This is a genomic window from Halomonas terrestris (assembly GCF_049166755.1).
Taxonomy (GTDB): domain Bacteria; phylum Pseudomonadota; class Gammaproteobacteria; order Pseudomonadales; family Halomonadaceae; genus Halomonas.
In genome coordinates, this window is the sequence record NZ_JBMHFZ010000010.1 from 74,814 (window position 1) to 91,727 (window position 16,914).

Annotated in this window: 16 protein-coding genes; 5 read left to right on the forward strand and 11 right to left on the reverse strand. The window is 69.4% G+C overall.

Annotation, left to right across the window (positions count from 1 at the left end; translation table 11 throughout):
• Nucleotides 1-48: 48 nt before the first annotated feature.
• Both ACOMD9_RS11535 and ACOMD9_RS11540 read right to left on the reverse strand, forming a co-directional pair.
• Nucleotides 49-2,652 (reverse strand): ABC transporter permease, encoded by a 2,604-nt coding sequence (locus ACOMD9_RS11535; protein WP_421414926.1) that lies wholly within the window; start codon nt 2,650-2,652, stop codon nt 49-51.
• Nucleotides 2,649-3,365 carry an ABC transporter ATP-binding protein gene (locus ACOMD9_RS11540; protein ID WP_421414928.1) on the reverse strand — a complete coding sequence of 239 codons (717 nt, stop codon included), beginning with the start codon at nt 3,363-3,365 and terminating at the stop codon, nt 2,649-2,651. Before ACOMD9_RS11540 ends, ACOMD9_RS11535 begins: the two co-directional genes overlap by 4 nt.
• Here ACOMD9_RS11540 and ACOMD9_RS11545 point away from each other — a divergent pair.
• Nucleotides 3,364-4,101 (forward strand): arylesterase, encoded by a 738-nt coding sequence (locus ACOMD9_RS11545; protein ID WP_421414929.1) that lies wholly within the window; start codon nt 3,364-3,366, stop codon nt 4,099-4,101. The two genes, ACOMD9_RS11540 and ACOMD9_RS11545, sit on opposite strands and share 2 nt — an antisense overlap.
• Here ACOMD9_RS11545 and ACOMD9_RS11550 read toward each other — a convergent pair.
• Together ACOMD9_RS11550 and ACOMD9_RS11555 are read right to left on the reverse strand one after the other, a co-directional pair.
• On the reverse strand, nt 4,092-4,982 hold the full coding sequence (locus tag ACOMD9_RS11550; RefSeq protein ID WP_421414930.1) for a DMT family transporter: 891 nt from the start codon (nt 4,980-4,982) through the stop codon (nt 4,092-4,094). The genes ACOMD9_RS11545 and ACOMD9_RS11550 overlap by 10 nt on opposite strands.
• A gap of 34 nt (nt 4,983-5,016) precedes the next feature.
• Nucleotides 5,017-5,286 carry an Rdx family protein gene (locus tag ACOMD9_RS11555; RefSeq protein ID WP_421414932.1) on the reverse strand — a complete coding sequence of 90 codons (270 nt, stop codon included), beginning with the start codon at nt 5,284-5,286 and terminating at the stop codon, nt 5,017-5,019.
• Nucleotides 5,287-5,341: 55 nt separating this feature from the next.
• On the opposite strand from ACOMD9_RS11555, the gene ACOMD9_RS11560 reads away from it, so the two are divergent.
• From ACOMD9_RS11560 to ettA, 4 genes are all read left to right on the forward strand, one after another.
• Nucleotides 5,342-6,658, forward strand: coding sequence for an MFS transporter (locus ACOMD9_RS11560; RefSeq protein WP_421414933.1), 1,317 nt, complete (start codon nt 5,342-5,344; stop codon nt 6,656-6,658).
• Between the two features lie 127 nt (nt 6,659-6,785).
• On the forward strand, nt 6,786-7,220 hold the full coding sequence (locus tag ACOMD9_RS11565) for a PAS domain S-box protein (protein WP_421414935.1): 435 nt from the start codon (nt 6,786-6,788) through the stop codon (nt 7,218-7,220).
• 212 nt (nt 7,221-7,432) lie between these two features.
• On the forward strand, nt 7,433-7,645 hold the full coding sequence (locus tag ACOMD9_RS11570) for a PA3496 family putative envelope integrity protein (protein WP_421414938.1): 213 nt from the start codon (nt 7,433-7,435) through the stop codon (nt 7,643-7,645).
• A 167-nt stretch (nt 7,646-7,812) separates the two neighbouring features.
• Nucleotides 7,813-9,474 carry an energy-dependent translational throttle protein EttA gene (gene ettA, locus ACOMD9_RS11575; protein ID WP_421414940.1) on the forward strand — a complete coding sequence of 554 codons (1,662 nt, stop codon included), beginning with the start codon at nt 7,813-7,815 and terminating at the stop codon, nt 9,472-9,474.
• An 88-nt stretch (nt 9,475-9,562) separates the two neighbouring features.
• Here ettA and ACOMD9_RS11580 read toward each other — a convergent pair whose 3' ends face one another.
• From ACOMD9_RS11580 to ACOMD9_RS11610, 7 genes are all read right to left on the reverse strand, one after another.
• Nucleotides 9,563-9,718, reverse strand: a complete 156-nt coding sequence (locus tag ACOMD9_RS11580) for a DUF1328 domain-containing protein (protein ID WP_421414941.1) — start codon at nt 9,716-9,718, stop codon at nt 9,563-9,565.
• A gap of 127 nt (nt 9,719-9,845) precedes the next feature.
• Nucleotides 9,846-10,760, reverse strand: coding sequence for an LpxL/LpxP family Kdo(2)-lipid IV(A) lauroyl/palmitoleoyl acyltransferase (gene lpxL / locus ACOMD9_RS11585; RefSeq protein ID WP_421414943.1), 915 nt, complete (start codon nt 10,758-10,760; stop codon nt 9,846-9,848).
• 4 nt (nt 10,761-10,764) lie between these two features.
• On the reverse strand, nt 10,765-11,877 hold the full coding sequence (gene alr, locus ACOMD9_RS11590; protein ID WP_421414945.1) for an alanine racemase: 1,113 nt from the start codon (nt 11,875-11,877) through the stop codon (nt 10,765-10,767).
• 151 nt (nt 11,878-12,028) lie between these two features.
• The gene (locus tag ACOMD9_RS11595) at nt 12,029-13,480 is read right to left on the reverse strand and encodes a TolC family outer membrane protein (protein WP_421414947.1); all 1,452 of its coding nucleotides are present in this window, start codon (nt 13,478-13,480) and stop codon (nt 12,029-12,031) included.
• A gap of 129 nt (nt 13,481-13,609) precedes the next feature.
• A complete protein-coding gene (gene rpoS, locus ACOMD9_RS11600; RefSeq protein WP_421414949.1) occupies nt 13,610-14,614 on the reverse strand; it encodes an RNA polymerase sigma factor RpoS in 1,005 nt (334 codons plus the stop codon).
• A gap of 128 nt (nt 14,615-14,742) precedes the next feature.
• Nucleotides 14,743-15,909 (reverse strand): peptidoglycan DD-metalloendopeptidase family protein, encoded by a 1,167-nt coding sequence (locus tag ACOMD9_RS11605; RefSeq protein ID WP_421414952.1) that lies wholly within the window; start codon nt 15,907-15,909, stop codon nt 14,743-14,745.
• A complete protein-coding gene (locus tag ACOMD9_RS11610) occupies nt 15,902-16,882 on the reverse strand; it encodes a DUF368 domain-containing protein (RefSeq protein WP_421415048.1) in 981 nt (326 codons plus the stop codon). Before ACOMD9_RS11610 ends, ACOMD9_RS11605 begins: the two co-directional genes overlap by 8 nt.
• Nucleotides 16,883-16,914: the final 32 nt, after the last annotated feature.

The window sequence follows — 16,914 nt, forward strand, 5'->3', positions numbered from 1 at the left end:
CGATGGCCAATGCCGGTTCAACGCAGTGGCCGACGTCGCGGCTCGGGTTCAGGCCTCTCCCAGCAGCCCGAGGCTGGCCGCCGGCGCCTGGCGGCGCAGGCTCCGGGAGAGCAGGTGGCCGATGACGCCGATCAGCAGCGCTCCCCCCAGCGGCAGCACCAGCCACAGCCAGCCATGCAGCCGTGGTGCCAGGTCGAACCAGGCCAGGTAGATGGCGGCGGTGGCGAGCTCGGCGAGCAGCGCCCCCATCAGGCCGCTGGCCAGTCCCAGGATGGCGAACTCGGCCCCCTGGGTCCGGGAGAGCAGCCGATTGCCGGCGCCGAACACCCGCAGCAGGCCGCTCTCGTGGGCACGCACCGGGCGGCTGGCGGTCAGGGCGGCATAGAGCACGCTGATGCCGGCCAGCAGCACGAAGCCGAGCACCAGCTCCACCGCCCGGGTCACCTGGGTGAGCACCTCGCGCACCTGGCCGAGGATCGCATCGATATTGAGCAGCGAGACCCCGGGGAACGCCCGCACCAGGTGGCGCAGGGTCTCGCCCTGCCCGGCATCGAGGTGGAAGGCGGTGATGTAGCTGTGGCCGAAGCGCTCCAGAACGCCGGGGGGGAAGATCACGTAGAAGTTGGGCCGGAAGCTGTCCCAGTCGAGGTCCCGCAGGCTGGTCAGCTCGCCGATGATCTCGGCCCCGCCGATGGTGAAGGTGAGGGTATCGCCCAGGGTGAGGCCGAAGCGCTCGGCCAGGCCGTCCTCCATGGAGATCGGCACCCTCTCGACGCGGGGCTCGGCCTCCACGGCACCGAGCCAGCCGGAGGCATCCGGCGCGTCCAGATCATCGAACCACTGCCCCGCCACCAGGCGGTTGCCCTCGGGCAGGGTCTCGCGCCAGGTCAGGTTGAGCTCACGACGCAGGGCGTTGTCGCCCCGGGACTCCACCGGCACCGCCTCGCGGGGCGGCATGTCGTTGATGGCGGTGATGCGTCCGCGCACCATGGGATAGAGGGCACTGCGGGCGTCGGCGGCATCCCCCAGGGCGTCCTCGAAGGCCTCGCGCTCCGCGGGCTGGATATTGATGGCGAAGTAGTTGGGGGTGTCCTCGGGCAACTGGTCCTGCCAGGTGGTCAGCAGATCCCCGCGTACCAGGGCGATCATCGCCATGGCGAAGAAGGTCACCGAGAAGGCGAGCAGCTGGCCGAGGCTGGCCCGCCGCCGACGGGCGAGCTGCTGCCCGCCCAGCCTGAGTGCCTGGGCGAGGCCGCCCTCCTGCCCGCCCCGCCGGGGAAGGCGCGCAGCGAGCCGCAGCACCAGCGAGAGCAGCAGCGCGCCCAGCCCCCAGAGCACCACCAGCATCACCAGGCCACCGAGCAGCAGCCCGGCGGAGAGGCCCGGGTCGCCGGAGTAGAGCCACAGCAGGCCACCGAACACCAGGGTGGCCACGGCCACCACCAGCCAGGCCGAGACGGGCAGCGGGTCGAGTTCGCGACGCAGCACCTTGAGGGCGCTGACCCGCTTGAGGCGCAGCAGGGTCGGGCCGGCGAAGCCCACCAGCACCGCCAGGGCGGTGAGCACCCCGAGCCACAGTGGCAACACCCCCGGCGGCGGCAGCTCCAGCGGCAGGAAGGCGGTCAACAGGCGCAGCAGCGCCGCCTGTCCGACCAGCCCCAGGGCGGCGCCGATCGCCGAGGCGACCAGCGCCAGCCACAGCAACTGCAGCGCGAAGAGCCCGGTGAGCTCGCGCTGGGTCGCCCCGAAGCAGCGCAGCAGCGCCGCAGTATCCAGGTGGCGGTCGACATAGCGCCGGGTGGCCATGGCCACGGCCACCCCCGCCAGCAGCACGGCGGCCAGCCCGGCCAGGCTCAGGTAGCGTTCGGCCCGCTCCAGGGCATTGCCGAGTTGCGGCCGGTCGCGACGCACGTCGCGAACCTCCACGCCGTCCCGGCGCAGCCGCTCGAGCAGCGGGGCGAGGCCATCCACCGCCTCCACCGGACCGGCAGCGAGCAGCTCGAAGGAGACCCGCGAGCCATCCTGCACCAGGTGGGTCGCCGCCAGGTCGTCGGCATGCATCATCAGCCGCGGATTGAAGTTGCCGAAGCCGCCCTGCTGGTCGGGTTCGCGCTCGATCAGGCCGGCGACGGTCAGCTCGGCCTCGCCCACCCGCACGCTGTCGCCGAGGTCGACCTCCAGCAGCAGTGCCAGCCGCGGCGCCAGCCAGGCCTCGCCGGGCGCCGGCCCATGGGCGACCGTCTCGCGCCCCTGCCCCTGATCGACATGGACCTCCCCGTAGAGGGGGTAGCGCCGGTCCACCACCTTGAGGCTGGCGGGCTGGAAGGCATCGCCGAAGCTGACCATGGAGACCATGCCGACCTGGTCGCTCAGGGTCAGGCCCGCCGCCTCCAGGTCCTGGCGCAGCGCGGCATCGAAGGGGCGGCTCTGCTCCAGCACCAGGTCGCCACCGAGCAGCTGGCCCGCCTGCCGGGTCAGCCCGCGGTCGAGGCGGTCGAGGAAGAAACCGATCATGGTGGAGGCGGCCACCGCCAGGGCCAGGGCCACGAAGAGCGCGCGCACGTCGGCCGCACGCAGGTCCCGGACCAGACCGCGGGCCGCCAGCCGCGGCATCCGCATCCTGCGGCCCAGGAAGGAGGCGATGTCACTCATGCGTCCACCTCATCGCGGGCCATCTCCACCAGCCGCCCCTCCTCCAGGCGCAGGCAGCGATCGCAGCGCCGGGCCAGGGCCTGGTCGTGGGTCACCAGCACCAGGGTGGTGCCCGCCTCGTGATTGAGCGTGAAGAGCGCCTCGATGATGCGCTCGCCGGTGGCCGGGTCCAGGTTCCCCGTGGGCTCGTCGGCGAACACCAGCTCGGCGCCGGTGACGAAGGCCCGGGCCAGGGCCACCCGCTGCTGCTCACCGCCGGAGAGCTGCTTGGGCAGGTGGTCCAGCCGCTCGCCCAGGCCCACCCGGGTCAGCCAGTCGCGGGCACGGGCCTCGGCGTCGGGCCGGGGGCTGAGCTCCAGCGGCAGCAGCACGTTCTCCAGCGCGGTCAGGGTCGGCAACAGCTGGAAGTTCTGGAACACGAAGCCCACCCGGCCGGCACGCAGCCGGGCCCGGCCATCCTCGTCGAGTGCCGCCAGCGACTGTCCGAACAGCTCGAGCTCGCCGCTGCTGGGGGCATCGAGCCCGGCCAGCAGTCCCAGCAGGGTCGACTTGCCGGCACCGCTCTGGCCGAGGATCGCCACGCTCTCGCCGGGGAACACCGTGAGCCCGAGGCCACTCAGAATGGTGAGCCGTCGCTCGCCGCTCCGGACCTGCTTGGCCAGCCCGTCGGCGTGTAGAATCGGTGCAGCATCCGTTCGAGAGGTGGTAGGCATGATGAAAGGGTTCCCTGTTGGTCTGGTACACGTACGGCAGTGGCCCGCCGGTCCCGCACGCCGGCGGGCATGGCGCTGCGGCCACCCGTGGTATCCGCTGGCACTCGCCTGGCTGGCCCTGGTGCTCGTCCTGGCGGGCGCCCCGGCACATGCCGAGTCGCGCCCGGTACTGCTGGTGCTCGGCGACAGCCTCAGCGCCGCCTACGGCATCGAACGGCAGGAGGGCTGGGTCAGTCTGCTGGAGGCGCGCCTGGACGGGAAGGTGCAGATGGTCAACGCCAGCATCAGCGGAGAAACCAGCGGTGGGGGCGCCAGCCGGCTGCCCGAGCTTCTCGGACAGCACGAGCCGGACATCGTTCTGCTCGAACTCGGTGGCAACGATGGCCTGCGCGGCCTGCCGCCGGGCCAGTTCGAAGCCAACCTGGCGACGATGATCGAGGCCAGCCGGGAAGCCGGCGCCGAGGTGCTGCTGCTGGGCATCGATATCCCGCCCAACTACGGCCAGGCCTACCGGGACGCCTTCACCGGGGTCTTCCACCGCCTCGCCGACGAATACGAACTGGCCCTGGTGCCCTTCCTGCTCGAGGGGGTTGCCCTCGAGGATGGCCTGATGCAGTCCGACGGCATCCACCCCACCGCCGCCGCCCAGCCGATCATCCTCGACAATGTCTGGCCGGCCCTCGAGCCGCTGCTGCAGGCGCATGATGTCCTGGTGGCGGAAGTCGATCAGGACTGAGCCGCCGGCGCCGGGCTCTTCTGCCACTGCTGAAGCCCCAGGCCACCGAGGATCAGCACCAGCCCCACCAGGGTCGAGGGCAGGATCGGCTCGCCGACCACCAGGAACAGCAGCACCAGCGACACCGGCGGCGAGAGGAAGATCAGGTTCGACACCTTGGCGGTACGCGATACCTTGTGCACCGCCAGCTGCCAGAGCACGAAGGCGATACCCATCTCGAACAGCCCCACGTAGACCCCGGCGCCGAGGCCTGCCCAGCCGTGCCATTGCAGGCCCGGCCCGGCCAGCAGCAGCACCGTCAGCACCGGCATCCCGACGCTGAAGTTCTGCCACTGAGCCACCAGCGGCGGACGGTGGTCGCGGGCGTTGAGCAGCCAGTAGAACGCCCAGAGCAGGGTCGAGGCGAGTGCCAGGCCGACACCCAGCGGGTCGGCGAAGGCGACGTCGAACACCGCCCCGCGGGTGGCGATCACCCACACGCCCGAGTAGGCCACCAGCCCGGCGACCACGTCGGTGCGGGTGAGGCGCTGGCCCAGGATCGGCACGGCGAGGAAGGCCATGGCCAGCGCCCAGGTATAGTTGAGCGCCATGGCCTCCTGCCCCGGCAGGCGGTCGTAGGCGGCGAACAGCACCAGATAGTAGGCCACCGGGTTCATCAGCCCGGCCCAGGCGGCGGTGCGCCAGCCACGCCTCAGCGCCTCGCCCAGCAGCCCCTGGCGGGCCACCAGCACGCCGATCAGCGCCCAGGAGACCAGCGAGGCGAGCCAGATCAGCTCCAGCGGCGACATGTAGGCGAGCGCCACCTTGAAGGCGGTGGCCACCGTCGACCAGAGCGCCACCGCGCCCAGCCCGTAGAGCATGGCCTGACGATCCCGTGTCATGTATCCCCTCCCTGTGGGCAGTGGCGGCATCCCGCTATCGATCGATGTGTCCCAGGTCGCGTTCGGGGTCGAGGCGATCCCGTACCGCCTGTTTCAGCGTCCTGCTGTCGGGAAAGCCGCCGTCGCGCTGGCGTTCCCAGATCGACTCCTCGTCGTGGAAGATCTCGAAATGGCCGCCGTGGGAGGGCACCAGGGCCACCTCCTCGAGCGCCTCGCCGAAGGTGGAGAGCAGCTCCTGGGCCAGCCAGGCGCTGCGCAGCAACCACTGGCACCGGGTACAGTAGTGAATTCGAATGCGTGACATGGCGCCCCCCGGGTCGCGACAATGACGCCTCGGATGATAACAGTCAGGACGCCCCATGGCCGAACGCGAGACCAGCCAGTCCCGCCTCTACGAGTGGCTCACCGGCGACGAGGACAGCCGGATGTGCCGGGACATCCCCGACGAGGCCTGCGACGAGCAGCCCCGCAACTTCTTCCTGCACCTGGTGGCCTCGCTGGGCAACAAGCTCGCCGACGAACTCGCCAGTGCCCGCCTGGTGCTGCCCTGGCTGCTCGGGGTGATGGGGGCACCACTGTGGATGGTCGGCCTGCTGGTACCGATCCGCGAGGCCGGCGCGCTGCTGCCGCAGCTGCTGGTGGCCGGCTTCATCCGCCTCCAACCCGAGCGCAAGTGGGCCTGGGCGATCGGTGGGGCGCTGCAGGCCGCCGCCGCTGCCGGCCTCGCGCTGCTGGCACTGTTCGGTGGAGGCGGGATCGGCGGCGCCCTGGTGCTGATCGTGCTGGTGCTCCTGTCGCTGGCCCGGGGGCTCTCCTCCATCGCCACCAAGGATGTGCTGGGCAAGACCATCGCCAAGCGCCGCCGCGGCACCCTGATGGGCTGGAGCGGCGGCGTGGCCGGGGGCGTGACGCTGCTCGCCGGCGCAGTGCTGATGCTGTTCGAGGATCGCCCCGGGGAACTGGCGCTGGCGGTGCTGCTCGGGGTGTCGGCCCTGGGCTGGTCGCTCAACGCCCTCTGCGCGGCGCGCATCCGCGAGACCCCGGGTGCCGTGGAGGGCGGCGAGAACGCCTGGGACAGCATCCGGCTCGGCCTGCGCCTGCTGCGCGACGACCGCGCCTTCCTGCACTTCAATGTCAGCCGCGCCCTGCTGCTCTCCAGCGCCCTGGCCCTGCCCTACGTGGCGCTGCTGGGCCAGCAGCAGAGCGGCAGGGAGCTGGGCGGCCTCGGCGTGCTGATCCTGGTCTCCGGGGTGGCCGGCATGGTGGCCAGCCCGGTGTGGGGGAAGCGCGCCGATGCCTCCAGCCGCCGGGTGATGCGCGATGCCGGGCTGGGGGCTGCCGCCTGCTGCCTGCTGGGGGCCGCCTTCGCCTGGCTGCAGGCCGGCTGGACCGCCACGGTCTGGCCCTATGCCCTGGTCTACGCCCTGCTGGTGATCGTCCATGCCGGGGTACGCCTGGGCCGCAAGACCTACATCGTCGACATGGCCGGGCAGGACAACCGCGCCCTCTACGTGGCCCTCTCCAACACCCTCACCGGGGTGCTGATGCTCGCGGTCGGCGGCATGGTCGGCGCCCTGGCCCAGTGGCTCGGCACCCACTGGCTGCTGGTGGTGCTGGCGGCCACGGCGCTGGCCGCGGCCGCCAGTGCCCAGCGGCTGCCGGAGGTGGAACAGTGAGCATGATGCCGGGCCGGGTGCCCGGCGCGTTGAAATCCGGGCCCCGGCTGGCCATGATGGAGTCAACACAACGCTCCCGGGCGGCGCCCCCAGGCGCCCGGACGGGAACCGCGACAGGAACCCCTGCATGAAACGACCATCCCTGATCAACCCGCAACTGCTGGAACGCATCATCGATGCCTCGGAAGACGGCATCGTGGTCGCCGAGCAGGAGGGCGACGAGAACATCCTGATCTACGTGAACCAGGGCTTCGAGCGCCTGACAGGTTACAGCGCCGACGAGATCCTCTACCGTGATTGTCGCTTCCTGCAGAACGAGGATCGCGACCAGCCGGCACTGGACGTGATACGCAAGGCCCTGCAGGAGGGTCGCCCCTGTCGCGAGGTCCTGCGCAACTACCGCAAGGACGGCACCCTGTTCTGGAATGAGCTGTCGATCACCCCCGTCCACGACGAGGACGACAACCTCACCTACTACATCGGCGTGCAGAAGGACGTCACCGAACGTGTCGAGGCCCAGCAGGAGCTGGAGCGCCTGAAGGCCGGGCAAGGTCCCGCGTGAGGCCCGCCGAGCCCCGCCGGAGCCGGCCTCCTGCGGATACGCTTCACGGTGGCCTGCGAGGCGCCGAAAAAAATCGCTCGGGGGGCTTGCCCCGGGGCGTCGCGGGATATATATAGCCAGCAGGCAACCGCGGTTGCCGGCTGGCGCTTCAGGGTCCGCGCATTCGGACGAGAAGCGATTCCGAATGGTACTGGGTCATGGGAGGGCATCGCATGAGCCGTGAACCCCTGGTCAATGATTCGCTCGACGACGAGCAGGACTACCAAGAGGCGGTCAACGACGACGACTACGGCCGCTCACGCCCCACCAGTCGTGCCGACACCCTGCGCGCCCGCCGACGCGTCGAGTCGCTGCTGGAAGAGCGCCGCCTGCGGCGCGCCATCGAGGATGACTGGATGCTCCTCGACGACGACGAGGAGGAGTGACAGCCTGCCTGCCCGAGTCGACGGGGCACGCCCCGTCGGCCGTGCGCCTCCCCGCGACAGGGGGGCACTCGCCTCCCGCCAACGCTTCCTCCGAGTCACCGCTGGCCTTTCCCCGGCCCGGCCACTATCATCGTGGCCACTGAAATCCTCCAAACAAGTGGCATTCCATGGCGCAATACGTCTACACCATGAACCGGGTGGGCAAGATCGTGCCCCCCAAGAAGCAGATCCTCAAGGACATCTCCCTGTCCTTCTTCCCCGGCGCCAAGATCGGCGTGCTGGGCCTCAACGGTGCGGGCAAGTCGACCCTGCTGCGCATCATGGCCGGCGTCGACACCGAGTTCGAGGGCGAGGCCCGCCCCATGCCGGGCATCAATGTCGGCTACCTCCCCCAGGAGCCCCAGCTCGACGACGACAAGAACGTCCGCGAGACCGTGGAAGAGGCCCTGGGTGCGATCAAGGAGGCCCAGGAGAAGCTCGACGCCGTCTACGCCGCCTATGCCGAACCGGATGCCGACTTCGACGCCCTGGCCAGCGAGCAGGCGCGCCTGGAAAACATCATCGAGGCCTCTGACGCCCACAACCTGGACCGCAAGCTGGAAGTGGCCGCCGAGGCCCTGCGCCTGCCGCCCTGGGAGGCCCGGGTCGGCCACCTCTCCGGCGGCGAGCGCCGCCGCGTGGCGCTGTGCCGGCTGCTGCTCTCCAGCCCCGACATGCTGCTGCTCGACGAGCCCACCAACCACCTGGATGCGGAATCCGTGGCCTGGCTGGAGCGCTTCCTGCACGACTACAGCGGCACCGTGGTGGCGATCACCCACGACCGCTACTTCCTCGACAACGTGGCCGGCTGGATCCTCGAGCTCGACCGCGGCCAGGGGATTCCCTTCGAGGGCAACTACTCGGGGTGGCTGGAGGCCAAGGAGAAGCGTCTCGAGCAGGAGGCCAAGCAGGAAGCCTCCAGGAACAAGGCCATCAAGCAGGAGCTGGAGTGGGTGCGCAGCAACGCCAAGGGCCGCCAGGCCAAGAGCAAGGCACGCCTCAACCGCTTCGAGGAGATGCAGTCCGGCGACTTCCAGAAGCGCAACGAGACCAACGAGATCTATATCCCGCCCGGCCCGCGCCTGGGTGACAAGGTCATCGAGTTCCACGGCGTCACCAAGGCCTTCGATGACAAGCTGCTCTACGAGGACCTCTCCTTCACCGTGCCCAAGGGGGCCATCGTCGGCATCGTCGGTGGCAACGGCGCCGGCAAGTCGACCCTGTTCAAGCTGGTCAAGGGCCTCGAGCAGCCCGACGCCGGCGAGGTGGTGGTCGGCGAGACCGTCGACATCGCCTACGTCGAGCAGCTGCGCGACGCCCTCGACGACAAGCAGACGGTCTGGGAAGCGGTCTCCGACGGCCAGGACATCCTCAACATCAACGGCTACGAGGTGTCGTCACGGGCCTACGTGGGCCGCTTCAACTTCAAGGGCAACGACCAGCAGAAGCGCCTCTCGGACCTCTCCGGCGGCGAGCGCGGCCGCCTGCAGCTGGCCCAGACCCTGAAGCAGGGCGCCAACGTGCTGCTGCTCGACGAGCCCTCCAACGACCTGGACATCGAGACCCTGCGGGCGCTGGAGGAGGCGCTGCTGGCCTTCCCCGGCTGTGCCCTGGTGATCTCCCACGACCGCTGGTTCCTCGACCGCATCGCCACGCACATCCTGGCGTTCGAGGGCGACTCCCACGTGGAGTTCTTCGAGGGCAACTACACCGAGTACGAGGCGGATCACCGGAAGCGCGTCGGCGACGACACCCCGCACCGCATGAAGTACAAGCGCATCGACGCCTGAGTCGACGCCTGTCGCTCCTGCGCGAAGGCCCCACCCCCGCGGTGGGGCCTTCGTCGTTCCGGTGAAGGGCTGTCGGATGGTTCGGACGTCAGCGTCGCCCGCGGATCAGCGACACCACGAACAGGATCAGGAACAGCACGAAGAGAATCTGGGCGATCCAGGCGGCGGCACCGGCGATTCCGGTGAATCCCAGAACGGCCGCGATGATCGCAATGATCAGGAACAGCATGGCGTTGCCAAGCATGTGGAACCTCCTTTTTCCGGTCGGCGTTTCCGGTGCGAGGTGTTCGCCCGGCGGCCCCTTCAGGCTTGTCGTGCTGGCCCGCCATTGCAAGTTACCGCTGGTAGCGACTTGTGACGGCAGGCACCGCTCAGTAGGGGTAGGGCTCGCCCTCGGGGCGGGTCTTGAAGCGCCGGTGGAGCCACAGGTACTGCTCCGGATGCTTGCGGATCGCCCCCTCGATGAAGGCGTTCACCCGTGCCGCATCCGCCACCTCGTCACCGCTGGGGAAGCCCTCCAGCGGTGGCAGGTACTCCAGGGTATAGGTGCGGTCGTCGGGGTTGCGATGGAAGATCAGCGGCATCACCGGCGCCCCGGTCATGCGGGCGATCTTGGCGGTGAGCCTGACGCTGGCCGCCTCGATACCGAAGAAGGGGGCGAAGACACTGGCATGGCGGCCGAAGTCCTGGTCCGGCGAATACCAGACGGCATGGCCCTCCTTGATCCGCCGCACCACCCCGCGCAGGTCACGGCGGTCCAGCGTCGCATCGAAGTAGTCCTGGCGGGAACGGCCCATGAAACGGTCGAAGAGCGGGTTGTTGTGGGGCCGGTAGACCGCATCCGCCCGGAAGAACAGCGAATGCAGCGCCGCCCCCAGATCGAGGGTCGAGAAGTGCACGCCGATGATCAGCGCCCCCTTGCCCTCGGCCTGCACCCGCGCCATGTGCTCCTGCCCCTTGAAGGTCACCCGGTGGCGCAGGTGCTCGGGGTCGCGGCACCAGCCGGTGGCCGTCTCGAGGAGGCCGATGCCGTTGGCGACGAAGGTGTCGCGAACGAGTCGCTGCAGGCGATCCTCGCCAAGTTCCGGAAAGCAGAGCCGCAGGTTGGTCTCGACGATGTGCCGGCGGCGCGGCACCAGCCGCATGGCCAGCAGGCCGATGGCCTTCCCGAGCCACAGCTTGAGCCGCCAGGGCAGCCAGGCGGCGACGTGCATCAGGCCGATGGCCAGCCACACCGGCCAGTAGCGGGGATGGGCGAAGGACCTGGGATAGTCTTTCCGTGACATGCCGTTATCCGTCAGCAAAACCGCCATGATACCGTCTCGGCACCCGCGGCAGCACCCCGGTGAGCAGGGTATAGCTGATGGTATCGCAGTACCGCGCCACCTCGTCCACCGGCAGCACGGCCCCGTTGGCCGCCCGCCCCCAGAGCACCACCTCGCTGCCGATGTCGGCACCCGGGATGTCGGTGATATCGACCGTCAGCATGTCCATGGAGACCTTGCCGGCAATGGCGGTGCGCTGCCCCTCGACCAGTACCGGGGTGCCGTCGACGGCGTGCCGGTCATAGCCGTCGCCATAGCCGCAGGCCACCACGCCGATCCGCGATGGCCGCGGCGCCTTCCAGCGCCCGGCATAGCCCACCGGCTCGCCGGTGGCGAGCTCGCGCACGGCGATGAGGCGTGAGCGCAGGGTCATCACCGGCGCGAGTCGGCGACTGGCCTCGCTGGAGGCCTCGAGGGGGTCGCCACCATAGAGCATCACCCCGGGGCGGTTCCAGGCGCCATGGGCCTCGGGCCAGGCCAGGGTCGCCGGCGAGTTGGCCAGGCAGGTGGGCGCCTCGAGGCGCATGGCCAGCCTCTTCAGCAGCGCCAGCTGGTGCTGGAAGTAGCGCGGTTCCAGGGCATCGGCGGTGGCGAAGTGGCTCATCAGGTGCAGATCACAGGCGTGCTGCGGCGCTTCGGCCAGACGCGCCCAGACGGCCTCGGCCCGCTCCGGGGGAAAGCCCAGCCGGTGCATGCCGGAGTCCACCTTGAGCCAGACCGGGATCGGCCGGGCCGGCCGCCGGGCCAGCAGTGCATCCAGCTGCCAGTCGCTGTGCACCGCCATCCACAGCCCCAGCGCCTCCACCTGCTCGAGCTCGCCTGCCTCGAAGATGCCCTCGAGGAGCACGATCGGCGTGGAGACACCCGCCTCGCGCAGGGCCACGGCCTCCTCGAGACAGGCCACGGCGAAGGCCGGGGCCAGGCCTTCCAGTGCACGGGCGCAGGCCACTGCACCATGGCCGTAGGCATCGGCCTTGAGCACTGCCAGGGCTCGGCTGTGGGGGGCGAGGTCACGAGCGATCCGGTAGTTGTGACGCAGGGCGTCGAGGTCGATATCGGCAAGCAGTGGCCGGGTCATGGCGGTTTCCTGAAACAGCGGGCGGAAAACCTGGCATTATCCACCAGAGTCACAGCATATTCATGGAAAAAACCACCAAATATATGGTGGTTTATCATTATCTTGCCTGCAGAAGGTCATCTGACCAGCAGGAATTATCGACACTCCGGTTTCAGTCGGGGGCCCGGGGACGCTCGCCGATATTCATCACCGGGTCATCGTTCGCCTCATCCGGCAGGTCGAGGGAGACCGCCTGCTCGCTGCGCAGCCAGGCATTCACCGCCTGGATCGATTCGGCGTCGAGCAGGCCGGCCTGCTGCTGCAGGCGCAACAGGCCCAGCACGTAATCGTAACGGGCCTCGGCATGATCGGCCACGGCATTGAACAGGTTGCGCTCGGCATTGAGCACGTCGACGATGTTGCGGGTCCCCACCTCGTAGCCCGAACGGGTGGCCTCCAGGGCGCTCTGGTTGGACACGATCGCCTGGGCCCGCGCTTCCACGGTTTCCACGTCGTTGCTGACCTGGGTGAACAGCGAGCGTACCTGCTGGATGGTGGTGCGGCGCTGGGCCTCGAAGTCGTACTGGCTCGCCTCCAGGGAGAAACCGCTCTGGCGAATCTGCGCCTGGGTGGTGCCGCCGGTGTAGAGCGGCACGCTCGCCCTCAGGCCGAGCTGGCTGCTGGAGTTGTAGCCGGTCACGCCGCTGCGGTCGCTGTCGGCATAGTTGTAGGCGGCGAAGGCCTCCAGCCTCGGCATCCGGCCGGCCCGCGAGACCTCGAGTTCGCTGCGCGCCACCTCGATGCCGGCCTCGGCCATCTGCAGCATGGGGCTGTTGTCCATGGCGAGCGCCACCCAGTCGTCGCGGCCGAGCGGCTGCGGGGGCTCGATGGGAACGTCCGCCGCCAGCCCGTCGATGCTCTGGTAGCGCTGCCCGGTGAGCCGCTCCAGCGCCTCGAAGCTGACCTGCATGGCGCTCTCGGCGGCGATGCGCTGGGCCCGGGCCAGGTCGAAGGAGGCCTGGGCCTCGTGGACCTCGGTGATGGCGATCAGGCCCACCTCGAAGCGCTCGCGCGCCTGCTCGAGCTGGCGGCTGATGGCCACCTCCTGGGAACGCCGGGCGGAGAGGATGTCGTGGGCCCGCAGGATCTCGAAATAGGCATCGGCCACGTCGAGCAGCAGTTGCTGCTCGGCGGCGGCCAGCGACAGCGCCTCGCGGTCGATCTGCCGCTCGGCGCGCTCCAGCTGGGCACGTCGGCCGGCATCGAACACGGTCTGGCTCGCCTCCAGGCTCAGGCCCAGGCTGTTGTAGTCGTCGTCGCTGCCCTGGACGCCGAACTCGCCGCCGACGTCCTGGGGCACGCCATTGCCCTGGCTCTCGTAGGTGCGGTCATGGGTCAGGCTGCTGCCGGCCGAGATCTGGGGCAACAGGGTCCCGAGCTGGATGTCGCGCCCCGCCTCCACGGCGGAGAAACCCGAGCGGGCAGAAGCCAGGCCGGCGTCGTTGTCGAGGGCGTCGCGGGCGACGGTCCAGAGGTCGGCTGCCGGGGCAGGCCCGGCGGCTGCCAGTGCCAGCAGCAGGACCAGGCCGCGGCGCGCCAGGCGGGGAGAGGTTACACGAGACATGGGTCGATATTCCTGGTGAGAGTCGGAGCATGTGGCCGATATCCCGTCATGCTCGAACATCACCTTGCAGAAAATCAGTACGCGGGACAGACGATCCACAATCGAGGCCGACAGGGCTTCGCTGCCCGGTCACTCGAAGATGGCATCCAGCGACAGTCCCTGCTTGTCGAGCAGGCGGCGCAGCTTCTTGAGCGCCTCGACCTGGATCTGGCGCACCCGCTCGCGGGTCAGGCCGATCTCCTCGCCCACCTGCTCCAGGGTCGCCGCCTCGTGACCGCGCAGGCCGAAGCGGCGCACCACCACTTCCATCTGCTTGTCGGTCAGTTCGGCCAGCCACTCGTCGACATGCTGCTTGACGTCGCCATCGACCAGCGAGGACTCGGGGCCCTGGTCGTTGTCGTCGGCGAGGGTCTCGATCAGCGGCTTGTCGCTCTCCCCGCCCATGGGGTAGTCCACCGAGGAGACCCGCTCGTTGAGCCCCATCATCTTCTTGACGGTCTCCACCGGCTTGTCGAGGTAATCGGCGATCTCCTCGGCGGTGGCCTCGTGGTCGAGCTTCTGGGTCAGCTCGCGGGCCGCCCGCAGATAGATGTTGAGTTCCTTGACCACATGGATCGGCAGGCGGATGGTGCGGGTCTGGTTCATCAACGCCCGCTCGATGGTCTGGCGGATCCACCAGGTGGCATAGGTGGAGAAGCGGAAACCGCGCTCCGGGTCGAACTTCTCCACGGCGCGGATGAGGCCCAGGTTGCCCTCCTCGATCAGGTCGAGGAGGGACAGGCCGCGATTGAGGTAGCGCCGGGCGATCTTGACGACCAGGCGCAGGTTGGACTCGATCATTCGCGAGCGCCCCATGGGGTCGCCCTTGCGCGCCAGGCGGCCGAAGTGGACCTCCTCCTCGGGTGTCAGCAGAGGGGAGAAGCCGATCTCGTTGAGATAGATCTGGGTGGCGTCGAGGCTGTGATGGTAGTTGCGATCCTCGCGACTGAGGGCCTTCTCGAAGGCCTCGTCGTCGCTGGTGGCATCGCCTTCGCCACCCTCCGCGGCCTCCCCCACTTCCTCGATGCTCTCGTCGTCCGAGCTCTCGTCCGACTCGAGATTCACATCCTGAAGGTCCCGTTCAAGCATGCTCATCGGTTGCTACCCCATGGTTGCGACTTGGCGCCGGCAGGCCCCTGTCAGGAGGAATGGCGCTGGCGGTTATTATTGTGCTACACACCGGTGGCAATGAATGCACCCTCCCGCTCGACGAGCCGCCGCACTCAGCGCGACGGCAGGAACTCGAGGGGATCCTGAGGCTGGCCATCCTTGCGCACCTCGAAATGCAGCCTGACGTCCTCGGCATCGCTGTCACCCATGGTGGCGATCACCTCTCCGGCCTCGACCACATCGTTCTCGCGCACCCGCAGGCTGTCATTGTGGGCATAGGCGCTCAGGAACTGGTCGTTGTGCTTGAGCAGGACCAGGTTGCCGTAACCCCGCACCCCGCTACCGGCATAGACCACGATCCCCGGCCCGGCTGCCCTGACAGGTTGCCCCTTTTGCCCGGTGATATCAATGCCGGCGGTGATGGTCGAGCCCTCGCCGAAACGCCCGACGATCTCGCCGTCCACCGGCCATTGCCAGCTCACCTCGTCGACCGGCGTGTAGCTGCGCCCGTCGCGATCCTGGCTCGGCTCGCTGGCACCGGCCACCGCCGTTCCCGCGTCGGGCCGGGGTGCCGTCTCCTCCCGGCGCTGCTCGGGTTCGGGCTCCGGCTCGGCCTGGGCCACCTCGCGGCTCGGCTCCGCTGCCGGCTCGGCCGCCTCCCGCTCTTCGGGCTCGCCGGCGGCCTGGGCTTCCCGGGCCTGACGCTCGGCCAGGTCGCGCTCGCTCAGCGAACCGTCGGCCCCGGGGCTGTCGAAGTCGTAGACCGGGCCGGGCCCCTGATCCGACCCCGCCACCCCGGCGGCGCTCTCCATGGCCGCCTCGCTGGGACCGCCGACCTCCTCGATGCGCTGGGCGGTGAGACGCCGGTTTCGTTCGATGGCCTCCTCGTCGGGGAGCAGCCAGTCCATGTCGCTCCCCGGCTCGGCGGACACCTGCTGGCCACCGAGTCCGGTGGCCACCACCCCGCTCCTGTCGGCACCCTCGTCGCCCGCTGCCGTCGCCGGCTCGCCCCCCTCCCGGGTCAGCGCCAGTTCCTGGCCGGGCTGGATCTGGTAGGGGGGGCTGATCCGATTGATCCGCGCCAGGTCGCGGTAATCCATGTCGTGCCGCCAGGCGATGCCGTAGAGGGTATCGCCGGCCTCCACGGTGTAGCTGCCGGCCGCCCTGCCCTCGCGACTCGTCGAGAGGTCACGGACCTGCACCTGGGGGGTCCCGCCCTGCTGGGCGGCACAGCCCGCCACGGCCAGGGCCAGGGTGGAAATCAGCAATACCTTACGCATCGGAGCCTTCCTCCTTGTTGTCTGACCGATGAGAAGTGTCGGGCCCACGGGAAACGCTGGGCTCGGGGGCGTCATGGGGTCGTGCCGGCGCGGCGTGCCGCCCGGTGCGACCCAGCAGCAGCACCAGTCCCGCCCCGACCAGCATCAGCGCGAGCACCGCCGGCAGCTGTGCGGCCTCGCCGGTCAGCAGGGCATAGTCCCCCGGGGTCAGGTAGCGGTAGTCCAGCGGAATCATCTGCCCCTCCCGGCCGAGCTGATAGCGTACCAGCTCACGCCAGGGCCAGAGTACCGGCAGCGAGCCCAGGATGAAGCCCACCAGCAACTGCAGGGTGGCGGTGTGGTGGTGTCTCAGCAGCCAGGAGAGCAGACGCGAAAAGAAGAACAGGCCGATCAGGCAGCCCACCCCGAAGATCGCGATCAGCCCCAGGTCGAGGCTGCGGATGCCCTGCATCACGGTACCGTAGAGCCCCATGGTCAGCAGCAGGAAGCTTCCCGACACCCCCGGCAGCAGGAGGGCACTGATGGCGATGGCGCCGCCCACCACCAGCACCAGGTTGGCGCTGCCGAGCTGGGTGATCAGCGGCATCAGCGCCGGCAACCAGTGGGCCAGCAGCAGCCCGGCCACCAGCGGCAGGAGGTGCCACCATTTCCAGTCGGCCGGGTGGCGACTGACCACCACCGCCGATGCCGCCACCAGGCCGAAGAAGAAGCCGTTGAGCAGCAGCGGATGGCTGTCCATCAGCCATACCACCAGGTGCGCCACGCTGACCAGGCTGGCGGCGATGCCGGCCAGCAGGGGCAGCACGAAGGCGAGATTGAGGTGGGTGACCAGCAGCGGCACGCCTCCACGGCGCCAGGCGACGAAGGCGCTGGGGCCGAACTGCCTGATCGAGTGGATCAGCTCCTCGTAGATCCCGGTGACGAAGGCGATCGTCCCGCCGGAGACACCGGGTACGGCGTCGGCGGCCCCCATGCCGGCTCCCCTGAGAAAGATACCCAAATGTC